24 protein-coding genes are annotated in these 23636 nt (G+C 38.2%); 15 read left to right on the forward strand and 9 right to left on the reverse strand.

Annotated elements, in window-relative coordinates:
• Positions 1-56 precede the first annotated feature (56 nt).
• Positions 57-1430 carry a uracil-xanthine permease family protein gene (locus BEN71_RS04180; RefSeq protein WP_068972906.1) on the reverse strand — a complete coding sequence of 458 codons (1374 nt, stop codon included), beginning with the start codon at positions 1428-1430 and terminating at the stop codon, positions 57-59.
• 174 nt (positions 1431-1604) lie between these two features.
• Between BEN71_RS04180 and typA the strand changes: the two genes are divergently transcribed.
• The 5 genes from typA to BEN71_RS04205 all read left to right on the forward strand — a co-directional run bounded on the left by typA (position 1605) and on the right by BEN71_RS04205 (position 7273).
• On the forward strand, positions 1605-3440 hold the full coding sequence (gene typA / locus BEN71_RS04185; RefSeq protein ID WP_068972907.1) for a translational GTPase TypA: 1836 nt from the start codon (positions 1605-1607) through the stop codon (positions 3438-3440).
• Between the two features lie 107 nt (positions 3441-3547).
• Positions 3548-4996, forward strand: a complete 1449-nt coding sequence (locus BEN71_RS04190) for a DKNYY domain-containing protein (RefSeq protein ID WP_068972908.1) — start codon at positions 3548-3550, stop codon at positions 4994-4996.
• Between the two features lie 160 nt (positions 4997-5156).
• Entirely contained in the window at positions 5157-5588 is a 432-nt protein-coding gene (mscL, locus tag BEN71_RS04195) for a large conductance mechanosensitive channel protein MscL (RefSeq protein ID WP_068972909.1), read from the forward strand.
• A gap of 142 nt (positions 5589-5730) precedes the next feature.
• Complete coding sequence (locus BEN71_RS04200; RefSeq protein WP_227542651.1) at positions 5731-6345, forward strand: hypothetical protein; 615 nt, start codon at positions 5731-5733, stop codon at positions 6343-6345.
• 4 nt (positions 6346-6349) lie between these two features.
• Entirely contained in the window at positions 6350-7273 is a 924-nt protein-coding gene (locus tag BEN71_RS04205; RefSeq protein WP_227542652.1) for a hypothetical protein, read from the forward strand.
• Here the strand turns inward: BEN71_RS04205 and BEN71_RS04210 are convergent.
• On the reverse strand, positions 7270-7554 hold the full coding sequence (locus BEN71_RS04210; protein WP_068972910.1) for a peptidylprolyl isomerase: 285 nt from the start codon (positions 7552-7554) through the stop codon (positions 7270-7272). The two genes, BEN71_RS04205 and BEN71_RS04210, sit on opposite strands and share 4 nt — an antisense overlap.
• The gene (gene mutM / locus BEN71_RS04215; RefSeq protein WP_068972911.1) at positions 7551-8405 is read right to left on the reverse strand and encodes a bifunctional DNA-formamidopyrimidine glycosylase/DNA-(apurinic or apyrimidinic site) lyase; all 855 of its coding nucleotides are present in this window, start codon (positions 8403-8405) and stop codon (positions 7551-7553) included. Before mutM ends, BEN71_RS04210 begins: the two co-directional genes overlap by 4 nt.
• 389 nt (positions 8406-8794) lie before the next feature.
• Here mutM and BEN71_RS04220 point away from each other — a divergent pair, with 389 nt between their 5' ends.
• The 4 genes from BEN71_RS04220 to BEN71_RS04235 all read left to right on the forward strand — a co-directional run bounded on the left by BEN71_RS04220 (position 8795) and on the right by BEN71_RS04235 (position 14494).
• Positions 8795-10093, forward strand: coding sequence for a carbohydrate porin (locus BEN71_RS04220; protein WP_068972912.1), 1299 nt, complete (start codon positions 8795-8797; stop codon positions 10091-10093).
• A 46-nt stretch (positions 10094-10139) separates the two neighbouring features.
• Complete coding sequence (locus tag BEN71_RS04225) at positions 10140-12275, forward strand: TonB-dependent receptor (RefSeq protein WP_068972913.1); 2136 nt, start codon at positions 10140-10142, stop codon at positions 12273-12275.
• 39 nt (positions 12276-12314) lie between these two features.
• Positions 12315-13448, forward strand: a complete 1134-nt coding sequence (locus BEN71_RS04230; RefSeq protein ID WP_068972914.1) for an NADH:flavin oxidoreductase/NADH oxidase — start codon at positions 12315-12317, stop codon at positions 13446-13448.
• Positions 13449-13570: 122 nt separating this feature from the next.
• A complete protein-coding gene (locus BEN71_RS04235; protein ID WP_068972915.1) occupies positions 13571-14494 on the forward strand; it encodes an AEC family transporter in 924 nt (307 codons plus the stop codon).
• Positions 14495-14754: 260 nt separating this feature from the next.
• Here the strand turns inward: BEN71_RS04235 and BEN71_RS04240 are convergent, their stop codons facing one another.
• The 5 genes from BEN71_RS04240 to BEN71_RS04260 form a co-directional block, all read right to left on the reverse strand.
• Complete coding sequence (locus BEN71_RS04240; protein ID WP_068972916.1) at positions 14755-15567, reverse strand: tetratricopeptide repeat protein; 813 nt, start codon at positions 15565-15567, stop codon at positions 14755-14757.
• Between the two features lie 495 nt (positions 15568-16062).
• The gene (locus BEN71_RS04245; protein ID WP_068972917.1) at positions 16063-16770 is read right to left on the reverse strand and encodes a DsbC family protein; all 708 of its coding nucleotides are present in this window, start codon (positions 16768-16770) and stop codon (positions 16063-16065) included.
• A 139-nt stretch (positions 16771-16909) separates the two neighbouring features.
• Positions 16910-17173 carry a hypothetical protein gene (locus BEN71_RS04250; RefSeq protein WP_068972918.1) on the reverse strand — a complete coding sequence of 88 codons (264 nt, stop codon included), beginning with the start codon at positions 17171-17173 and terminating at the stop codon, positions 16910-16912.
• An 89-nt stretch (positions 17174-17262) separates the two neighbouring features.
• A complete protein-coding gene (locus BEN71_RS04255) occupies positions 17263-17880 on the reverse strand; it encodes an L-threonylcarbamoyladenylate synthase (protein WP_068972919.1) in 618 nt (205 codons plus the stop codon).
• An 86-nt stretch (positions 17881-17966) separates the two neighbouring features.
• Positions 17967-18629 (reverse strand): elongation factor P hydroxylase, encoded by a 663-nt coding sequence (locus BEN71_RS04260; protein WP_068972920.1) that lies wholly within the window; start codon positions 18627-18629, stop codon positions 17967-17969.
• 97 nt (positions 18630-18726) lie between these two features.
• Between BEN71_RS04260 and BEN71_RS04265 the strand changes: the two genes are divergently transcribed.
• The 6 genes from BEN71_RS04265 to lysM all read left to right on the forward strand — a co-directional run bounded on the left by BEN71_RS04265 (position 18727) and on the right by lysM (position 22558).
• Positions 18727-19290, forward strand: a complete 564-nt coding sequence (locus BEN71_RS04265) for a YceD family protein (RefSeq protein ID WP_068972921.1) — start codon at positions 18727-18729, stop codon at positions 19288-19290.
• 73 nt (positions 19291-19363) lie between these two features.
• Positions 19364-19549 (forward strand): 50S ribosomal protein L32, encoded by a 186-nt coding sequence (gene rpmF, locus BEN71_RS04270; protein ID WP_004723964.1) that lies wholly within the window; start codon positions 19364-19366, stop codon positions 19547-19549.
• Between the two features lie 174 nt (positions 19550-19723).
• On the forward strand, positions 19724-20710 hold the full coding sequence (fabD, locus tag BEN71_RS04275) for an ACP S-malonyltransferase (protein WP_068972922.1): 987 nt from the start codon (positions 19724-19726) through the stop codon (positions 20708-20710).
• The gene (gene fabG, locus BEN71_RS04280; RefSeq protein WP_068972923.1) at positions 20707-21453 is read left to right on the forward strand and encodes a 3-oxoacyl-ACP reductase FabG; all 747 of its coding nucleotides are present in this window, start codon (positions 20707-20709) and stop codon (positions 21451-21453) included. The genes fabD and fabG overlap by 4 nt, the downstream gene beginning before the upstream one ends.
• An 86-nt stretch (positions 21454-21539) precedes the next feature.
• The gene (gene acpP, locus BEN71_RS04285) at positions 21540-21776 is read left to right on the forward strand and encodes an acyl carrier protein (RefSeq protein WP_004723957.1); all 237 of its coding nucleotides are present in this window, start codon (positions 21540-21542) and stop codon (positions 21774-21776) included.
• A gap of 308 nt (positions 21777-22084) precedes the next feature.
• Positions 22085-22558 carry a peptidoglycan-binding protein LysM gene (lysM, locus tag BEN71_RS04290; RefSeq protein WP_068972924.1) on the forward strand — a complete coding sequence of 158 codons (474 nt, stop codon included), beginning with the start codon at positions 22085-22087 and terminating at the stop codon, positions 22556-22558.
• A gap of 173 nt (positions 22559-22731) precedes the next feature.
• On the opposite strand, the gene BEN71_RS04295 is transcribed toward lysM, so the two are convergent.
• Positions 22732-23370, reverse strand: coding sequence for a peroxiredoxin (locus BEN71_RS04295; protein WP_068972925.1), 639 nt, complete (start codon positions 23368-23370; stop codon positions 22732-22734).
• Positions 23371-23636 lie beyond the last annotated feature (266 nt).

Consider the following 23636-nt stretch of genomic DNA (forward strand, 5'->3'; position numbering starts at 1 on the left):
GCTTAAACAAACCAAATGCCCAGACTAAGCTGGGCATTATACAAAGAATTGATTCGTTATTTTTTAGTTTCAGGTAAAACTAAATTTAAAATCAAGGCAGCAATACCACCAGTTGCAACACCAGAACTAAAAATGTTTTTCGGTAGTTCTGGTAAATGTTCTAAAATTTGAGGAACTTGCGCAACGCCTAAGCCTAGTGCTAAAGAAATTGCGATGATTAATAAAGCACGACGATCTAGCTGAATTCCCGATAAAATGTTAATACCAGACGCAGCAACAGCACCAAACATGACCATTACAGCACCACCAAGTACAGCTTGTGGCACAGCTTGGATCACACCTGCAACCGCAGGGAATAAGCCAAGGATGATGAGCATGATTGCGATCCAGATCCCGACATAACGGCTCGCAACACCAGTCAGTTGAATTACACCGTTATTTTGTGCAAAAACAGAACTTGGGAATGTATTGAAAATACCTGCAAGGAAAGAGTTTGCACCATTTACCAATACACCACCCTTAATACGTTGCATCCAAATTGGACCATCAACCGGTTGATTTGAAATTTTAGAGGTTGCGGTAACATCACCAATTGCTTCCAAAGAGGTCACAAGGTAAATGAAAGCCATTGGAATAAATAAGCTCCAAGAGAAGCTAAGACCAAAGTGCATAGGGGTAGGGATTTGAATCACAGGTGTATTTTCTAAACCTGCAAAATTTAAATGCCCCATATAGCCTGCCAGAATGTAACCAATCACCAATGCAATTAAGATCGCTGAACTTTTCAGCCATACGATTTTAAAGCGATTGAGCAAGATAATGATGGCTAATACGGTACATGACATGATTAAGTTGTCAGCACTGGCAAAGGTTTTATCTGACATGGCTTGATAACCACCGCCCATGCTGATGAGACCTTCTTTAATCAAAGTTAAACCGATGAGAAGTACAACAATACCTGTAACCAATGGTGTGATCAGTTTCTTTACCCAAGGTAAAATACGGGAAACACCCATTTCGATAAAAGAACCTGCAATGACGACACCAAAAATAGACGCCATGACAGCTTCTACAGGTGTGCCAGCTGCAACCATGGCAGAACCAATCCCGATGATAGGACCAATAAAGTTAAAACTTGTTCCTTGAACAATTAATAAACCAGCGCCAAATGGACCAACTTTTTTACATTGTAAGAATGTTGCAATCCCCGAAATCACCAAAGACATGGATAAAATCATGTTGGTGTCATGTGGAGACACTCCTAATGCCAAGCAAATTAATAAACCCGGCGTTACAATTGGAACAATGATTGCAAGCAAATGTTGCAGGGCTGCAAAAAAAGCGATAAGTGGTTTTGGACGATCATTTAAGCCATAAACAAGATCAATTTGACCCTGTTTTTGCTCGGGAGAGGTATGAATATCAGACATGACACAGAGAGAGAAAGCAGCAAGATGGCGCTATTCTAATCTGTTTACACACTATTACAAAACAAAAAGCCGACTGTTGTGAAAAAAACTTGTAACTGTCAATAAACTGTCACTACTAAAAGTTATATTTTTTCTGTATAATTTGCCCTCAAACTTTAGGCGTATCGAATTTACATGTCAGATATTAAAACTCTCCGTAACATTGCCATCATTGCGCACGTCGATCATGGTAAGACGACTCTTGTAGACAAACTTTTACAGCAATCTGGTGCTCTTGGTGATCGCGCGGGCGAGATTGAGCGTGTCATGGATTCGGGCGCTATTGAAAGCGAACGTGGTATTACCATTCTTGCAAAAAACACTGCAATCAAATGGTTAGACAAACGTACTGATACTGAATACCGTATTAACATCGTGGACACCCCAGGACACGCCGACTTTGGTGGTGAAGTGGAACGTGTAATGTCGATGGTTGACTGTGTATTGCTTCTTGTAGACTCACAAGAAGGTCCAATGCCACAAACTCGTTTCGTAACGCAAAAAGCGTTCGCACGTGGTTTGAAACCAATCGTGATCATTAACAAAGTCGACAAGCCAAGTGCGCGTCCAGACTGGGTTATTGATCAAGTATTTGATTTGTTTGATAACTTAGGTGGTACTGACGAACAGTTAGACTTCCCAGTTGTATATGCATCTGGTCTTCGTGGTGTGGCTGGTCCATCTCCAGAAGAACTTGCTGAAGACATGACACCATTGTTCCAAAAAATTGTTGATGTTGTTGAACCACCAGCAGTTGACGTTGATGGTCCATTCCAAATGCAAGTGTCTTCACTTGACTATAACAGCTTCGTAGGCGTTATCGGTGTTGGTCGTATCCAACGCGGTTCAGTGAAATTAAACACACCTGTAACTGTTATCGACAAAGACGGTAAAACACGTAACGGTCGTATCTTAAAAATCATGGGTTACCACGGTTTAGAACGTATCGACGTTGAAACTGCATCTGCTGGTGATATTGTTTGTGTAACTGGTATTGATGAACTTCATATCTCTGACACAATCTGTGATCCTAAAGCAGTTGAAGCGCTTCCAGCACTTTCTGTAGATGAACCTACAGTGTCTATGACTTTCCAAGTCAACAATTCACCATTTGCGGGTAAAGAAGGTAAATTCGTAACTTCACGTAACATCCGTGAACGTTTAGACCGCGAATTGATTCACAACGTAGCACTTCGTGTTGAGGATACTGACAGTCCAGACCGTTTCAAAGTTTCTGGTCGTGGTGAACTTCACCTTTCTGTATTGATCGAAAACATGCGTCGTGAAGGTTTCGAGATGGGCGTATCTCGTCCTCAAGTAATCTTGAAAGAAGTTGATGGCGAAAAACAAGAGCCATACGAAAACGTAACTTTTGACGTTGAAGAACAGCACCAGGGTTCTGTAATGGAACAAATGGGTCACCGTAAAGGTGAAATGACCAATATGGAAGTTGACGGCAAAGGTCGTATCCGTATTGAAGCAACTGTTCCTTCACGTGGTTTGATCGGTTTCCGTTCTGAATTCTTGACCATGACTTCTGGTACAGGGATCATGACTTCAAGCTTCTCTCACTATGGTCCTATGAAACAAGGTACTGTTGCGAAGCGTCAAAATGGTGTGTTGATTTCTATGGTTCAAGGTACTTGCCTTGGCTATGCATTGTTTACACTACAAGACCGTGGTCGTCTATTTGCTAAACCACAGTTAGAAGTTTATGAAGGTATGATCGTAGGTATTAACTCACGTTCAGACGACATGACTGTTAACCCAACTAAAGCAAAACAGTTAACAAACGTACGTGCTTCTGGTACTGATGATGCGTTGACTCTTGTTCCTGCAATCGAATACACGCTTGAACAAGCGCTTGAATTCATTGAAGATGATGAATTAGTTGAAGTAACACCTAAGTCAATTCGTATCCGTAAACGTTGGTTGACTGAAAACGAACGTAAACGTAACCGTAACGGCTAAGCCTTACCGTTAAGTTGAAGAAAACCGCCATTCATTGGCGGTTTTTTTATGGCTGAATATTTTGCTATAGTGGTTTTATAATAAATATGACGATATAGGTATGGCGTTTGAACAGTCATTTACCCACAGAAAAACAGCAAAAACTGAAACAGCTCATGGTGATATTCAGCATTTTACTGATCACCTTTGTATTTACTTTTTCAATCGCTAAACCCACTCGGGAACTGAGTAGTTTTGAACTTGATCAGCAGGGTCAGAAAATGGGCTCAGGTCCGACAGAGTTTAGAATTCATAATCAGCAGATCTATGTTGCTGTACCGAGTAATGGTCATTATGTCATTCCTGAGGCTGATTTAAAGACGATTCGCATGCTTTCGGATGACATCGCGACCAGACAGATAGCTGTGGATCAAAAGCATGTCTATTGTGGCAATATGATTCTAAATAATTTAAATCCGCAGACAGTTCGCTCGATTGGTGATGGTTATATTACCGATGGTAAGGTCAGTTATTATTGTTCGCAGATCACGGAACGTAATACTGAGTTGAATGTTGTGAAGGAGGTCTGGCAGATTTTGCTTCATCACACTGGAATAGGTTCAAAACCGCAAAATTACTGGTATCCACATTATCAACTGGAAGTGAGCAAATTTCCGTATCAATTAACTGTTCAGGGAACGGTCAGTAATGGGGAGAATACCTATTTCAGGGGAAAACTGGTTGAGCAGGCAAATGGTCATACTATGCGATATTTGCCATCTTATTCAGGTAGTTCTGAGCGATTAAGGGAGAGTAGTCACTACACCGCTGATGGAACACATGTTTATTATAAGAACCAGCGTGTGCCTGTTCAGGATCATCCTCAGTTAATGGTATTTGATTTTGGTGGTGGGATTGAGTCTGAATTTTTACATGATCCAGAAACACAGAATTTTTATTATCAGACATCGCCATTTTCACAAAAATATTCGCCTTATCTTCTGCTCAATAAAGATGATGAACATGCGCATGATCCATTATTTCTCAGTCAGCAGGGCATTTATTTTTATCATCGACAAGAACAGAAATTACAGCGTACAGGTGATAATCCATTCAGTCAAAAGATGACACAATTGGCTCCTGATGTTTTTCATAATGGACAGGATACCTATTATCTGGGACTGTACGATAAATACATCCGCAGTGGGCGGGGAACGAAACTCTGCTATCGTTCAACCGTACTTTATCGGTTGAAGAACGCACCTGTAAATCGTTGGCAGAAAATTGCTGAAGTGAAATATGGTGATGGCAGGTGGCGTGCCGCAACGATATGGAAAAATGGTGCGCAATATTATTATTTTGACGAATTTGGTCAGGGGCAGGGTTTTAAACAAGCGGTTTATCAGATCAAAGATGCGTATGCGCTCAGATTTATTTTAAACCCATCGCGATCTAGTGATGATATCCGTCAGTATGTACGTCGTGGGATCTTATTATCTCCACAGGCTGATCGCTTATTACAAGCCAAATATGACGAAAAATTCTGCTTAAGCTTATTTTGGTCGGAAAGTGAATAGGAAAAGAAGCCGTAATGTGAAAATAAAAGTGTTTTTAGGCATAAAATGTAAATAAATATTGGAATTTTTTAAAAACCAAGTAAATTAGCTAACTATATATATTAGAAATTAATGTATACTTCGTCACATAAAAATACGCACAAGGCGCGTGGAGATACAAATGGGTGTTATTGCTGAATTTAAAGAGTTTGCTGTCAAAGGCAATATGATGGATATGGCGATCGGTGTAATCATCGGTGGTGCATTTGGTAAAATTATTGATTCATTAGTAAAAGACATTATCATGCCACTAATCACTGTGATTACTGGTGGTGGTGTAGATTTCACACAAAAATTTTTCGTATTAGGTGCTAATCCAAACAATCTGACTTCTTTAGATGAATTGACTAAAGCAGGTGTAAACGTTTTAACTTATGGTAACTTTATTACTATTTTCTTAAACTTCCTGATTTTGGCTTGGGTCGTTTTCTTATTGGTTAAATTCTTGAATAAAATCCGTAAGCCTGCAGAAGAAGCGCCTGCAGCTACACCAGAAGATATTGAATTATTACGTGAAATTCGTGATCAATTAAAAAATCGCCCTCAGGGTTAATTGACTCAAAGCGGTTATTTTAGGTGGCTTATACTTAAAAATAATTCGAATTCAGTTGAATAAAACGGTGCAATCAAGTACCGTTTTTTTATGGAAAATTGAGTTAAGGATGATGAGTTTGATGAACAAAAGTATATGGATCATGACTGTAGTTATAAGTTTATATGCTTGTTCTGATCATTCGTCAGCCGATATTGAAAAATCAAAAAAAGAAGAACAAAAAACAGTTGAAACAGGCTTAACTTTTAAAGAGATGCCGAATGAAAATACCACCTACATTACGATTGAGACAGATACAATTGATGAAAATGATGCATTAATGTTGGCATTGCAGACTCGATTATTAAAAGCCAATTTTGAGTTTATTGAAAAAGACAGTGGTACATCATGGTCAGAAAATGACTGTAGTTTAAATAAAATTATTCAAGTCAAAGGACAAGGCATACGTTCTTATACTGCGGTGAGTAATGAAAAAGTAGGTGAAGATAGAAAGGTACGTCCAGACTTCGTGCTTTTGGTTTTTGGTTTTGAAAATGAACAAATTGCGGAGCAAAACTTTCAAATCATTGCATCTGCGGTGCATTCAGCCAATGGCTATTGTAATGGTAAGTCACCTGAAAATATTGTGAGAAATGGCAAGGAAGTTTTTTACTTCACAACACGCGCTGAAATGTTTAGACCTTATATTGATGAATATGCAAAATTTATTCATGATTTTAAAATTCAGAAAGAAAATTTAGAAAATAAGGCAATATAAATTGATGAAAATGCGTCTACCATTATTTACTTTTACATGCTTTTTACTGGCAGGTTGTCAGTCTAAAGCAAAAGTAGATGAAAGTTTTCTCAATGAATTTAGTCCATCTATTCGAGCTAAAGTACAATCATTATGTGAGGGCTATGATATAGATCACGAGAAAGAAGGTATATATTTTAGCAATCAAGCATTGGGCGTTTATACATTCATTGGTTTGAAGAATCATAATTTTGAAATTTTACGTTTTACAGATCGACGTTATCTTCCAAATTCAAAAGTAACGGATGTTTCTTCTCATTCTGGAGATTATATTCAAAATAAAAATTGGATTAATTTTAAAACAGAGCACGCGGAAAACTCAGCTCCTCAGCGAAGATCTTCAGATAATTTTGAGAAATTATATTATTTAAATAGCCCAACAGCATCGTTTTTAATTCAAGACATTGAGGATGTTGCTAATTCAATTTCATGGTCTAACACGATGGGGTTGGAGCAATCCTTTTTTAAGAGAATTCATTGTAATATCAAAGATTATAAGGCGTATAAAGGCGAGGAAGAGCTTGCACCAAATTTTAAGAATCTTCCTGATGAAATGAAAGCGCTGGTCTTAGAGCAGCCTTTACATTTGAAAGTAGAGTTTGCAGAAAATATTCGTAAACAACTAGCAGAAAATGATGATCCTGAAACAGCTGTGGAACAACAGATTAGAATTTCGACCCCAACGCTTCAAAAATTACATCAAAACCAACCCATCTGTATCATGCAAGGAAATGGAAAGGGTCTAAGTGGTTATATAGATCAATCAAAGACACCATTTACAACAGCATGGCTAAGTGTTTACCAATTTGAAGGTGAGTCGAATGCGCAGATCGCACAACAAGGCGATCTTATTTCTACCTCTCAAGCAGAATGTGAAAGCTTGGATTAAAAATCCATCCGAAATTTAATTTCGAGTAAGTGCCAACCGAACTGACTTTTAATTGGTCCATGCAATTCACACTCAGCTAATGTAAAAACTGCTTTATCAATCGGTGCCACCAATTGTCCTTTTTTAACATCACCGAGTTCACCACCTTTTTTAGCAGATGGACAAGTCGAGTGTTGTTTGGCAATTTTGGTAAAATCAGCACCTGCTTTAATTTTCTTTTTCAGTTGTTCACAGAGTTCTTTATCTTTCACTAAAATGTGACGAACGATAGCAGACTTCATGCTTTATTTCCTTTAGATACTTTCTTTGCGATCATTTTAACTTTTTTGAGTGGCTGACATTGTGGACAAAAAACACTGGCTCTTTGACCAAGCTTTAAGTTTTCCAAGGTGGTTTCGCAATTCACGCACATTTCACCTGCACGACCATAAGCCAAAAGAGTTTGTTGGAAATAACCATTTTCCCCCATAGCATTGCTGTAGTCTCTTAACGTTGAACCGCCCAAATCAATCGCTTGTTTTAAAATGCGTTTTACTTCGATGACGAGTTTTTTAATCTGATCGACACTTAGACTAGAAGCAGGTTGAGCAGGATGAATACCGAGGTTAAACAAGCTTTCAGTGGCATAAATATTGCCGACTCCCACGACGATATGGTTGTCCATAATCGCAACTTTTGCACCGACATTTTTATTTTTAAACTTTGAAGCAAGATATTCAGCATTAAAAGCATCACTTAGTGGTTCAGGACCAAGTGTATCAATCAGTTTGGTTCGGCTTTCTTGATTCAGCCAAATGATGCAACCAAAACGACGAGGATCGTGATAGCGTAGCTCACAGTCTTCAAATTGAATGATCAAATGATCATGCTTTCTCAGTTCATCCTCTGGATTACAGATTCTAAAGCTACCAGACATACCTAGATGCCATAGCATGGTGTGACGTTCAAACTCTGCCAAGATGTATTTTGAACGACGGCTCAGGCTGGTTAATTTTTGCCCTTGAAGTTGCTGAATATCTTCAGGAATTGGCCAACGTAAACGAGATTCGCGAACTTGTACCTGCATCACTTTTTGATCAAGTAGGGGCAGTAAGCTGGTTTTGGTGGTTTCAACTTCTGGTAATTCAGGCATTGCTCAGCATTTCTGATTGGGGAGTGGGCTATTGTAAGCAAGAATCACAGTGGGATAAAGCACAGTATTTACTTGTTGCCTTTTTCTACATTGGTCTAAGTGCAGATTTATTATTTAGAAATAAACATCTGTTATTTAAAACAAAGTTAACTTATAACGAGAAGTTATGAAACTAATAAAAATTATCTGATAGTTATATGTAAAAAAATGTGTAAATTTCTAGTGAACAATTTCTCTTTATTGACTTAAAAGGTCAATTAAGTAGAGGAATTTTGTTTTTTTATAAGTTGATTTTTCAATTAAATATTTGAAATTTAGGTCTTTGAAATTTCGAAGTTTTCATATTGATTAACTCACTATTTTTGTTTTGCTTCACACTAGGCTTTCCCATGAAAAAAATTGCGCATTCATTATTGGCAATCTCGATTTGTACCATGATGTCTTCGGTTTCATTTGCAGAAGATGCTTTTGATTTAAATGGCTCAACCATGACCGGTGACTGGGGTGGTACGCGTACTGAACTGGCTGATAAAGGGGTCAAGTTCGATGGTACGATTGCAATGGATAGCTCGTATCTTGCCGATGGTGGTTATGATGCACACCAGTCGCCAACATTTGCGACGCAATTTGGCTTAGGCACAACCTTAGATATGACAAAGCTCGCAGGCTGGAGCGGTGTGACGATTCGTGCATTGGTGACTGCGCGTCAAGGTGAAAGTACGTCTTTACGCGGGATTCAAGCACCTGATGCTCCACAGTGGGCAAATTCTCAAGCCAACTGGGGGCGTGGTAACTCTGGTAGCCGTTTGAGTGAATTGTATATTGATAAAAAATTTGATTCGGGTTGGGATGTCCGTTTGGGGCGTATGGGCTTAGGGACCGAATTTAATACCATGGCATGTGATTTCCAAGGCAATGCTTTTTGTGCAGCGCAAATGGGGAAATGGCAAGGCAAGCTTTGGTATAACACACCAGTTTCACAATGGGGCGGTCGTGTGAAATATCAGTTCAATCCTGAATTATTTGCCCAAGTGGGGGTATTTGAATATAACCCTGAAAATGCTTTGGAGCGTCAAGGGTGGAATCTTGATACAGATCATGCCGATGGTGTGAATATTCTGTCAGAAGTTGTATGGTCGCCAAAACAAGGGTTGAATAATCTTCCTGGTAGTTATCGCTTTGGTACGCTTTACAACACAGCAGATGATGCGAAAAATCAGTACGATATTGCTCATAAAGCAGGAACAAAAGGCGAAGATCGTAGCTATGGTGGATGGATTGCATTTGAACAGCAATTGACTTCGACGGGTGAGGGTAAACGCGGTTTACATAGCTTTGGTAATTTTACGTTGCACGATCGCACCACAACAGCTGTCAATGACTCACAACAGTTAGGGCTAAAATATTATGGATTATTAGAAGGTCGTTCCAATGATATTTTAGGTTTAGCGGTCAATCGTGTGCATTTAAACGATCGTTATGTCAGTTATGTGAATAATAACCGCCTTGGCACAAATTCAAGACAGTTAAATGAAGATGCAGAGTATAATATTGAGCTGAACTACTCATATTACCCAACCAAATGGTTCATGCTTCGCCCTTTGATACAGTATGTGGTGCATCCAGGTGCGACGAATCAAGTAGACAATGCCTTTGTTATTGGTTTGGGGTCTAAAGTTATTTTCTAAAATTATTATCTAGAGTTATTTTCTACAAGCTCCCGAGGAAACCGTTATGCAAAGTGTGAAATATTTAAATTTTAAAACAACACTACTTTGCTTAACGGCATGCATTGCACAAAATTTGTATGCTGAAGAGGAAACTCAGGTTTCCACTCAGCAATTACCCACCATAAAAGTCGAAGCAACACGAACAGATACCACGCTTATTGATACGCCTGCTTCTGTATTTCGTGTCGATGCTCCGATCAATCAGAATAATATTGATGTAAATTTGACAGAAGTTGTCAAAGGTATTCCAAGTTTACAAATTAATAATCGTGAAAATTACGCGCAAGATTTACAGATCTCTATGCGAGGTTTTGGCGCACGTTCAACTTTTGGCGTGCGTGGTATTCGTTTATATGTCGATGGTATCCCTGCGACCATGCCAGATGGTCAGGGTCAAACTTCCAACATTGACTTGGCGAGTCTTGATCACTTAGAGGTTTTATCTGGGCCATTTTCATCACTTTATGGAAACTCATCAGGTGGTACGATTTTAAGTACAACCCAAGAAGGACATGGAAAAGATTCAATCACTTTAAGTTATGCAGGCGGTAGCGATCAAAAAAATCACATTGGCTTAGTTTTACAAGGTGGTTCAAAAAATCAATATGAACCTACGTATGTCATTAGTTCATCCTATTTTGATACAGATGGTTATCGTGACCATAGTGCAGCACATAAAGTTTTGAATAATGCCAAACTCACTTGGAATTTGGATGATGGGTCTAAAATCAATTGGATTACAAATTACGTTAAAATTGGAGCGCAAGATCCAGGTGGTTTAACACGTGATCAATGGAAAGATGATCCTAAACAAGTTGTGAGTAATGTCTCGCTTTACAATGCACGTAAAGAAATTGAACAAGTGCAAACAGGTGTAACTTGGGATAAACCTTTGGATGATCATAATGATCTTTATGCAATGGTCTATGCTGGTCAACGTTCAGTGACACAATATCAATCGATTCCTAAAATAACTCAAACCAAAACGACAATACCGTATCAAGCAGGTGGTGTCATTGATTTTGATCGTAATTTCTATGGAGCAGATTTTCGTTGGACTGGAAAAGAATTATTACCACATACAACTTTTAGTTTAGGTTTAGCTGCCGATGGAATGACAGAAGATCGAACAGGTTATAATAATTTTTCAGGAGATCAACTAGGTGTAAAAGGTGATTTACGCCGTGATGAAGATAATACGCTTTGGAACTTAGATCCTTATTTACAGGCTTCATGGAATATTCTGCCATCTGTGAGTTTAGATGCAGGTCTGCGTTATAGTAATGTGCATTTTAAATCTGAAGACCACTACATCCAAGGTGCTAATGGAGATAATAGTGGTAAATCTGATTACGATAAATTGCTTCCTTCAGCTGCTTTGAGTTGGAAAATTATTCCAGAACTCATGGCTTATGCAAGTTATGCTAAAGGCTTTGAAACACCTACATTTACAGAAATGTCATATGCACCAACGGGGTTGAGTAGTGCAAATTCATTTGATTTAAAACCTGCAACAAGTGATACCTACGAAGTGGGATTAAAGTCTTCAAATCCTTTAGGTGATTTCACTTTGGCTGTATTTGATATACAAACGAAAAACGATATTGTTGCAGCAGAAAGTATTGAAGGGCGTGCAACATATCGAAATGCAGACAAGACGGAAAGAAAAGGCGCTGAATTAACATGGAATAAAAAGCTTTGGCGTGATCTGACTGCTCGAGCAAGCTATAGCTATCTTGATGCTAAATTTGACGCTGATATCCCTGCGATTGGTACTAGTGTAAGTGCAATTCCATCAGGAAATTATATTCCTGGTATTGCAAAAAATCAGGCATTTATGAGTTTAGCTTGGCAGCCTGAACAAGGTGTATATGGTGGAATCAATGCACGCTATTCTGACAAAATTTATATAAACGATATCAATTCAGATTCTGCGCCAAACTATACTGTGGTTGGTGCTAATATCGGATATGCAAGGGTTATACAGGATTGGAAGTTTAATACTTATGCTCGTGTAGATAACTTGTTTGACAAAAATTATGTTGGTTCGGTTATCGTAAATGAAGGTAATGGACGATATTTCGAACCTGCCCAAGGTCGTAATTTTAGTGCTGGTCTAAGTATAACTAAACAGTTCTAATTGAAGGCGACAAATTTTATAGCATATAAGGAAAGAGTGATGTCAGAAAATCAGCCTAAAAAACAGTCTAAGTTGTTTGAGCAAATCCAGTTCGGATCACTTTCTCTTTGCAATAAAATTATTATTGCACCGATGTGTCAATATTCTGCGACTGATCAAGGTGAAGTCACCTATTGGCATGAGCAACAATGGGCAAATTATGCTTTGTCTGGCGCAGGCTTATGTATTATTGAAGCCACTGCGGTGCAAGCGGAAGGGCGGATCAGTTATGCTGATGTGGGACTTTGGAATGATCAACAACGTGATCAAATCAAAACACTATTAAATAAAGTCAAAACACTTTCACCGATGCCTTTTGCGGTACAGCTTGCACATGCAGGGCGTAAAGCATCAACCGATAAACCTTGGTTGGGTAAAGGGCAAATTTCGCCTAATCATGAACATGGTTGGCAGACTGTTTCAGCAAGTCCTGTTGCTTTTAATACAACGGATATCGCACCGCATGAATTGTCAAAAACTGAAATAAATAAAATCATTCAAGATTTTGCATCCGCGGCAGTTCGCGCAGTAGACGCAGGATTTTCCTTAATAGAAATCCATGCGGCACATGGTTATTTATTGCATCAATTCATGTCACCATTGTCCAATCAGCGGACAGATGAATATGGAGGCTGTTTAGAAAATCGTATTAAATTAACGTTAGAAGTTTTTAAAGCCATACGAGATGCTGTGCCACAAGACTATCCAGTCGGTGTGCGTATTTCGGCAACAGATTGGATGGATCATGAAAATGGTTGGAATATTGAGTCGAGTATTGAACTTTCTAAAGCCTTAGCACAATTAGATGTTGCATATATTCACGTGTCTTCTGGTGGATTACATGCAAATCAAGACATCAAAATTGGGGCAAATTACCAAGTACCTTTTGCTGAACAAATTAAAAAGCAAGTGAATGTTCCAGTAATTGCTGTTGGGTTGATTACTGAAGCAGAACAAGCAGAACAGATTTTGCAAAGTGGGCAAGCAGATGCGATCGCACTGGCAAGAGCAATTTTATACGACCCGCGTTGGGCATGGCATGCGGCAGCAAAATTAGGTGTTCAAGTCGCCATTGCGCCACAATATTTACGCTGTCAGCCTCATGGATTAAGAGATTTATTTAAAGAATTTTAAATTGATATGCGCTCTGATTATTGCAAAGGAGTAAGTACTTATTCCTTTAAAGTATTTAAGTTTTGATTCATTCTATTTTAGGATAGAGTTTTATTGTGTTGATAAATTACAGGAAGCTTTAGATGATTTTTTCGGTAATTTTTCCTGTATTTTTCTTATTATTTCTTGGTTTTACTTCTGTCAAAATTGCATTGATTAGCAAAGAGCAAATTACGGCTTTAGGTGCTTTTGTTATCAAAATTGCTTTGCCTGCTTTATTGCTTCACGCGCTTTCTTCTAAAGATTTGCATGAGATTTGGTATCCCTCGTATTTCTTTACTTATATTGGCATCACGGCTTTATTATTTGGTTTGTCATTTTTTATTGGTCAAAAATTCTTTAAAAACTCGTTTACCCATGCTTCGGTTTATTCGTTGGGTGCTTCGATGTCCAATACAGGACTTTTAGGTGCGGCGATTTTAACCCTGCTCATGGGCAATGAAGCCATGGTTTATATTTCTTTGATCGTGATTATTGAAAGTGTATTCCTTGTTCCATTGATGCTGACACTTGCAGAAATAGGGCGACAACGGCAAGCCAATTTATTCTCAATTTTAAAAACGACATTCATTACTTTATTTAAAAATCCGCTCTTTTTATCAGTTCTGATTGGAATGAGTTGTGCCATTTTTAAAATCCAAATTCCACATCTAGTCGATCAAGTGTTTGCAATGATTGGTCAAACCGCATCACCATTGGCTTTATTCATTATTGGTGGGGGAATGGTTGGGTTGAGTATCCAATCTTTTAATTTGCAAACAGTCTATCTTGTCGTCTCTAAAAATATTTGTATGCCAATTTTGGTGTATTTAGGGCTGACTTATTTAACGGATTTAGAACAAAAAATGATTTATGCAGGAACATTGATTGCTGCACTGCCAATGCCGTCAATCTTTGGCATATTTGGGCAGGTTTATGGGGTTAATGAGAAAGCATTAACACCGTTAATGGTGAGTACGCTTTTGGGATTTGTTGTGGTAAGTGTTCTGATTGGTCTTTGGTGGTAGCGAAGATTGAGTTAAAAAAATACTCTCCGTAGAGATAATGCTGATCAGTTAAGCAAAATTATTGGAAAAATTTCTAAAATCTCCCCTCTTGCGTAGCCTAGCTACTCATCTTTAAGAAAGAGGGGAACTTCTTGTAACTAAAATAATTTTTAGTAATGAAGCCCCCTCCTTTGAAAAAGGAGGGTTGGGGAGGATTTAAAAAACCTTAACAGTCTGGCATTATTCCGTAGAGAGTATTTTTGAAAAGTGTATAAACTGATTTATTTTTTCGCAGGTGCTTTCGCTACTGGTTTCTTCCCTTGTTCAGCAATCAGCTTATTTACGATTTCTAAAGACTCTTTGGCCTTAGGTACATTACTCTTTGCAAGTTCTGAGAAGATTTTTTTCGCTTCAGGTAGATTTTGATCAATGATATTGCCATTCACCATCATATTACCTACAGCCATCAATGCAGGAATATAACCTTTTTTCGCTAAATTTTGGATTGCAGTAAGCCCTTGGTTAATGAGCGTTGCATTTTTCTTTTTTGCACCTTCGGTGATGTCATACAATGCTTTGGCATGAATGGCTGGAGCAAAGTCTTTTTTCAATAGTGGATCAAGCTTTTGTAAAGCTAGTTTGTCTGAGGCTGGTGTACCTTCTGAAAATAGTAGTACCGCCAATTCTACAGTTGCATCATCGAAACCTTGATTTGATGATTTTTCTAAGAATTCACGCATTTTTTTAGGATCTTTGGGCAAACCGAGTTGACCTACAGCATAACTTTGCGCGAGTACATAACTCGCTACTGGATAGCCTTTTGCTGATGAGTCTTGATAATATTTGAGGGCTTTTGCATCATTTTTTGCTGTGCCTTGTCCAGTTTGAGTGAGATAACCAAGGTTATATAAGGCTTGAGCATTTCCCGCTTTGCCAAGGCGATCTAACTCTTGAAAAGCAGCAGTGTAATTTTTCGCTTGGATCAATTCCTGTGCTTTGGCAAAAGCAGGATCTACATTTGATTGCGGTGCTTCTGCTGCAAACGCAGAAACACATGAAATGCTAAGTAATGTTGCTAAAAGAATTTTTTTCATTGTGACTATATACCTTGTTTTAATTTCAACACAATTCCATTTTTCGTGAGAGGATATCGTTGAAGACATATTTTATCTTAATTTGAAATTTGTAAATGTAAATATAGCAAATGTGTATGTTGATGTATTTATGTATAAATTGGGAATAAATACCAAGAAATTAAGGATTTTTAAAGATAATTAAGCGTAGAAATAAAGTTAACTACGCTTAGGGTCTGTTGACATTTCATAAATGGCTTGCGTTGTCGGCTAAAATAGAGCGAACGAGGCATGAAATGAAAAGAATGGTGGTTCCATTTTTAAATTTCATAACGAAGTTTGTGATAATTTTAGCCACAACCCTTCGGGACTAGTGTATTTTTTGCTGCTACTTCGTTATGAACTACTCACTTAGAATGACTAAGTTTCGTATTTCACGCCTAGTATCAGCTAAAAAATACACAAAGTCGCAAACATAGACGAATTGTCAACAGACCCTAATCAATCTGGCTTTTGTTATTTTATTGATTTTAAAAGTGATTCAATTTCTTCAGCATCTCGGACACCAGAGATACGTGAACCATCTTTTAAGAAAAAGGTTGGCGTACCATCTATCTCTAATTTTTTGGCGAGCGCAATATTTTTCTCGATTGGCGTATTACATACTTTTACCACAGATGGCTGTTTTTTATCAATTAAATAGTCTTGCCATGCTTGATATTGGTCTTTAGAACACCAAATTTGTTGAGCGATTTTTTCGGCATTTGGATGTAATGATTTAATTGGGTATAAGAATAAATAGATCGTCAGGTTATCTATATTTTTCAAGTCTTTTTCAAGATGTTGACAGTAAGGACAATCAGGATCGCTGAATAAGTAAATGACACGTTCACCTTTGCCTTTGACATGCTTAATTGCTTGATTGAGTGGTAAGGATTTTACATCAATCGCAGTTAAAGCACTTTGACGTTCTTCTGTCAGGTTCTTTTGTGCTTTGAGATCAATCAAATTCCCAACAAAGAAATATTTAGCATCTTGATTGGTATAGACAATACGTCCACCCATATAGACTTCATAAATATCTTTGATAGGCGTTGTATTTACCGATTTAGCTTCTATTTCAGGATATTGTGTCTTTAGATTTTGTTTGAGTGTTGAAATATCAGCATGGGCAGATGCTATAGAAAATATACTGATTGTGAGGAGGGAGAGCCATTGTTTCATTGGATTACACAGCAAATTAATTTTGTATGATCTTGCCTAATTTGCTGCATTATTCATATTGTTAAAGTGTAGAAATTTAAGAAAGAGAGAATTAAAAATAAGCCTTGCGAATGATAGAAATGCCGATTTGAAATTTAAGTTAAGCATCATTTAGCGCGTATTCAATAACTTTTAAACATTGATCTTGAAGACATACATTTTGAGTTTCATAGTCTTCAAAAAGTTCTTTAATGATAAAAATCTCTAAAAAATATTCATATTTTATGTTGTCACACATGATTGGCTGTGTATCTTCTTTTGTTGTTAATATGGCGTCTGATTCTAAAGCCCAAGGTTGTTCGACATAGAGTATGTCTTCATCAGAATACTCATGGATATTGAGTAAAACTGTAAATAGATTCATTTCAATACCATTAGATACTCAAAACACGACCAAGTGGTTTAAAGTGTACTTTGTCGTGTATGTTTTATTATAGATAGTGTGCGAAGTGCTTACTCAAAAGCGCTGACATCACCGACACCACGTCGAATAATTTCTGGATTAGCACCCGATAAATCAACAATACTTGTCGTTGTAAGCGTACCTAAACCACTATCAATGAACACATCAATACGCTTTTCTAAAAGTTGTTCAATATCATAAGGGTCATCCATTGGTGCGTCTTGCCCTGGAAGAATTAAGGTACTGGTCAATAACGGTTCGCCTAACTCTTTAAGCAACATTTGACAGACTGGATTACTAGGAACACGTAAACCAATGGTTTTTTTCTTCGGATGCATTAAGCGACGAGGTACTTCACTGGTCGCTGGTAAGATATAAGTCGTGACAGCAGGTGTATTGGCTTTCAGTAGACGATACATAGCATTGTCGACTTTGGCATACGTGGCAATATCAGATAAATCTGCACAAATAATCGCATATTGATGCTTTGCACCGAGGTCACGGATTTGTGCGATACGTTCCATCGCGCTTTTATTTCCAATCTGACAGCCAATCGCATAAGCTGCATCAGTTGGATAAACCACGACATCACCCGCGCGGATTCTTTCTACCGCTTGGCTGATTAAACGGGGTTGAGGATTGTCAGGATGTACTCTTAAATGCAACATAATGATTTCCCCCTTGATTTATTATGTATTCAATTATCACTTGAGTATAAGGTGTGTTGCAATCATTGTTTTGACTGTTTCATTCTTTAGTCTAATGCATCACGCTGAAATTCATCACTTTGTAATGTTTTGCCACCTCGTGTTACTGCGCAAATACAATCAATAAAATGTTTTGCATCGCGTGGAAGTTTAGCCTCACCACTTAAATACTTTTGTAGTTGTAGATAAACATTGTCTTTGAATGTTGAACCATCACCACCGTCACCAGTTAAATTATCCAGTGATACACGAAATTTACGTCCAAAGGCTTTGGAAAATAACCATTCAATCGCTTGAGGCTTAATTTCAACTTGTTCAAATAAAGCTTGTTGTTCCGCTGTACGACCATCTGGCGCATACCAATAACCTAGATCTGGTAGTAGGCGACGCTTATCTCCTGCAATGGTCCAATGGCTGATTTCATGTAACGCACTATTAAAAAAACCATGAGCAAATTGGATGCGCGCAGGGGACTCAGTTGTCGCTGGGAAATATTCTGGTTCAAACTCACCACGAACAAGCGTCACATTTAAGTGGGAAAACCAATCATTAAAGTGTAAGATAAGCCAATCGACCTGTTGAACTTCGGTCTGTAAATTTTCCCAAGCGAAGCGTTGCACTTGGGTGGTGTTTTGAGCAGAATTTGAAGCTAAATGTGTGTTGAACTGTAATGAAGTGGTGACTTCAGGTTGCGGCTGCAACTGATGCATGACTTGTATTACCCAAAAGATCTGTCTAAATAAGTACAAAATTGTATCTTAATCTTTGACAGAGTACCTATGAATTTGTAGAATTGCCGCCTTAATTATGTCAGCAAATACCTTTCCGGCACAGATTGAGCCGTTTAAATGGGCTGAACAAGGTTTTACATGGTCAGGTACACTGCCATTGTCTCGCTTTGTTCGTATTTCCCGTGAAGCTGTTGGATCAATTGATGATCAATTGATCACTATAGACTGTAAGCTATCAATGGATGCGTATCATCGTATCGTTTGGTTAGATGGTCATGTAGAGACAAAAGCACCTATGGAGTGTCAGCGTTGTCTGGATTCTGTAGAAATTCCTTTAGTTTCTGACTTCCATTTGGCTTTAATTGACGATGAGTCACTGATAGAGCGCTTGGATGAGGATGCTGATTTCATCGTACTAGGTGAAAGTGAAGCGACAACAAAGGGTGATTATGCAACTAATACCCCTGCAACTGTTGATTTACTTGCACTTTTAGAAGATGAATTATTATTGTTGATGCCTTTATCTCCCAAGCATGACGTTTGTGAGCATAAGCATCAACCAGCCGTTCAGGACATTGTCGAAGAAAAACGGGATAATCCGTTTGAAGTTTTGGCAAGTTTGAAGGGTAAACTTAACTAAATTTTGTGTTATAATCTTAGTTAAGACAACCGAATTTGTTCTGATCCATTTTTTCGATTTGTAAGGAGCCATCATGGCCGTTCAGCAAAACCGTAAAAGTCGCTCTCGCCGTGACATGCGCCGTTCACATGACGCTTTAACCGAGAATGCATTAACTGTAGACCAAACTACGGGTGAAACTCACCGTCGTCACCACGTGACTAAAGATGGTTTCTACCGTGGTCGTCAATTATTCGCTAAAGCAGCTGATGCTGAATAATTGGTGATGCATTAGGCGAAAGCTTAGTGAAAAATTGGGAGCGAAAGCTCCCTTTTTTTGTTTTGAGATTTTACAAAAGCATTTTTTTTGTTGTATTTCGCAATTAAATTAAATTTTTTTTTCTGTAAAATTGCCGCATCGGAAACGATCAAGATTACATAAAGGACTTTTTATATGTCTGCCAAACGACTCGAACAAGCAGCTCAAGCAACAAAAACTGCATTTTTGTTTCCAGGTCAAGGTTCACAGAAAGTAGGAATGCTCGCTGAACTTGCTGAACAGTTCAGTGGTGTAAAAGAAACTTTTGCAGAAGCTTCTGATGCGATTGGTTTTGATTTGTGGAACATTGCACAAAGCGGTGAGGGTTTAGACCAAACTGAAAATACTCAGCCAGTTTTATTGACTGCAAGTATAGCCTTATGGCGCGTATGGTTGGATTTGGGTGGTGTTGCACCAAAATACCTTGCAGGTCATTCATTGGGTGAATACAGCGCTTTAGTGGCTGCAAACTCAATGACTTTGGCAGATGCTGTGAAATTAGTGAATTTGCGTGGCAAATTGATGCAATCAGCAGTACCTCAAGGTCAGGGTGCAATGGCTGCGATCCTTGGTTTAGACGATGCAAAAGTATTAGAACTTTGCGAACAAGCCAATGTTCAAGGTCGTGGTTCTGTTGAGGCTGCAAACTACAATGCTCAAGGGCAAGTGGTTATTGCAGGTGACAAAACTTTAGTTGAAGCGGTGATGGCGACTGCGAAAGAGAATAGTGGTAAAGCGATTGCCTTACCAGTATCTGTCCCATCGCATTGTTCTTTGATGAAGCCTGCGGCTGAACAGTTTGCAGAAGCTTTGGAACAAACTGCCATTGAGCTACCAAGTATTCCTGTAATACAAAATGTCAACGCAGGAATCGCGACAGATGTTGCGCAATTACGTCAAGCATTGACTGCACAACTCTATCAATCTGTACAATGGACTCAAACAATGCAATTCCTTCAAGACCAAGGAATTCAATATGTTGCTGAATGTGGTCCAGGTAATGTATTGGCAAATCTTGCTAAACGCTTACCAAAAATCGAAAAAGCATTTCCACTGGATACGCAAAGTCGTATGGAAGATGCACTTAATGCCATTTTAGTGGCTGAAGGGAAAATTGCATGACTATAATCGAGAAACAGGAACGTAAAGTTGCATTAGTCACTGGTGCAAGTCGAGGGATTGGAGCTGCTATTGCTCAGCAACTCATTCAAGACGGTTTTTTTGTAGTAGGTACAGCAACTTCAGAAGCTGGAGCAGAAAAACTTTCGACTGCATTTGCTGAAAATGGTGCAGGTGCTGTATTAGATGTACGTGATGGTGCTGCAATTGATGCCTTGGTATCTGATATTGAACAAAAATATGGTTCAGTGTTGGTATTGGTGAACAATGCAGGCATTACCAAAGACAACTTATTGTTGCGTATGTCGGAAGATGATTGGGATGATATTCTCAATATTCACCTTAAAGCAGTGTTCCGTTTATCTAAGCGTGTATTGAAAGGTATGACCAAAGCGCGTTTTGGTCGCATTATCAATATCAGCTCTGTGGTGGCTCACTTTGCTAACCCAGGTCAAGCGAACTATTCTGCTGCTAAAGCAGGGATCGAAGCATTCAGTCGTAGCCTTGCAAAAGAAATGGGCAGTCGTCAGATTACTGTAAACAGCATCGCGCCTGGTTTTATTGCGACAGAAATGACTGAGCAGTTAAGCGAAGATATTCGTAAAAAAATGAGCGATCAAGTTGCGTTAAATCGTTTTGGTGAACCGCAAGATATTGCAAATGCAGTAAGTTTCTTGGCTTCTGACAAAGCTAGTTACATTACAGGCACAGTATTACACGTAAATGGTGGTTTATACATGGCGTAATGCGATGTATAAACTTTGAAAAAACTTAATATTCAATTAAACTATCAGGCAATTAAACGCCGCCACAAGCAATGAGGAGAATTCCTGTGAGCGATATCGAACAACGCATTAAACAAGCTGTTGCAGAACAACTAGGTATTAAAGCTGAAGAAATCAAAAACGAAGCATCTTTCATGGATGATTTGGGCGCTGACTCTTTAGATCTAGTAGAACTTGTTATGTCTTTCGAAAATGACTTCGACATCACGATTCCTGATGAAGATTCTAACGAAATCACAACTGTTCAATCTGCTATTGACTACGTAACTAAGAAACTTGGTTAATACGTTGATGGTGTAGCACTTCGGTGTTACATGAAAAGACCACCGTTTCGGTGGTTTTTTTATGTCTGAAATCATATTCAAATCAGAAAAAAGTTTAAAATCAAAAACATTGGTTACATATCGTTACCTTTCTGTCACCAATGACTACGCATTTCAGTATATTTTTTAGCTATAAAAATAGAGTTCTAAATTTTTATAAGGTTGCAGTGAAATATTCGGCGTTCAATTAAAAACGGTCGATGAAATATTCATAATTCAATGCAACATTCACAGTACAACAAGTTTTAATAAATAGACGGAGAATATAAATGGGTCTTTTTGATTTTGTTAAAGGCATTGGTAAAAAGAATACAGCACCAGCAGAGCCACAAGCTGCACCTGCGACACCAGCTGAACCATCTGCACAAGAGATTGCTAATAAATTATTAGGACATATTAAGTCTTTAGGTCTTCCTGTGACAGGGTTGTCTGTGAGTTATAACGGCGCAACAGATTTGGCGACAGTTTCTGGTCAAGTACAGACACAGGCGGATAAAGAGAAAATTATTCTTGCTGTAGGTAATATTGATCATGTTGCACAAGTGGATGATCAACTGACAGTGGCTACACCAGAACCTGAAAGTAAGTTCTATACTGTGAAATCAGGCGATAACTTATCTAAAATTTCAAAAGAGTTTTATGGTGATGCGAACCAGTACAACAAAATTTTTGAAGCAAACCGTCCATTGTTAAAAAATGCGGATGATATTTTCCCAGGACAAGTATTACGTATTCCTGCGTAATGGATTGTTGAATAAAAAAGACTCCTTGATGGGGTCTTTTTTTATGGCTATACATTTAGATTTTCTATGAAGTTTGGTGGGATAGCACTTGGTACATTTTTTTGAGCATAAAATAATAAAAAGACCACAACAAAGTTGTGATCTAGTGAATGTTGCTTGATACTTAAAATGTTTTATTTATTCGGCTGTGGCGTTAAACGTAAATAAGGTTTAACCACCGTATAGCCTTTTGGGAAGCGTTCTTTGAGTTCAGTCTCATCTTTGATGGATGGTACGATCACAACATCTTCACCTTGCTGCCAATTTGCAGGCGTTGCAACTTTATAGTTATCAGTAAGTTGCAAAGAATCGATTACACGTAAAATTTCATGGAAATTACGACCAGTAGATGCTGGATAGGTAATGATTAAGCGGACTTTTTTATTTGGATCAATGATCACCAATGAACGTACTGTGAGTGTTTCACTGGCATTTGGATGAATAAAATCATATAAGGTAGAAACTTTACGATCTTTGTCAGCCAAAATTGGAAAGTTGACAGTCGTTTCTTGCGTTTCATTGATGTCATTGATCCAACCTTTGTGCGACTCAACATCATCGACTGAAAGCGCAATCGCTTTTACCCCACGTTGTTCAAATTCATCTTTGAGTTTGGCGGTATAACCCAGTTCTGTTGTACATACTGGCGTATAGTCAGCAGGGTGTGAAAATAAAATACCCCAATGATCTCCTAAATAGTCATAGAATTTAATTGTGCCTTGGCTTGAGTCTTGTTCAAAGTCGGGTGCAATATCACCTAATCGTAAAGTCATTTTAAACCTCATATTCATTTAGAAATTGAAAAAATTGTTCGTTATTTAGCTCGTCCTAAATACTATTGCGTAGTTTTTTTATAATTAAAAATAGTGTTTTTTTATTTCTTTATGAAAAAAATAGCTATAAAAAAGTGCAGATGAAAAAAAATATAGAATTGAACGCGACCTCGCTGTAAATATCGGTTAAATTTGCTACATTAATGCGCCTTAGCTGATACGTGCTAGAACGGGTCGTCAGATTTTTTTGATAGGATTTGTGCAAA

Source organism: Acinetobacter wuhouensis, assembly GCF_001696605.3.
Classification (GTDB): Bacteria; Pseudomonadota; Gammaproteobacteria; order Pseudomonadales; family Moraxellaceae; genus Acinetobacter; species Acinetobacter wuhouensis.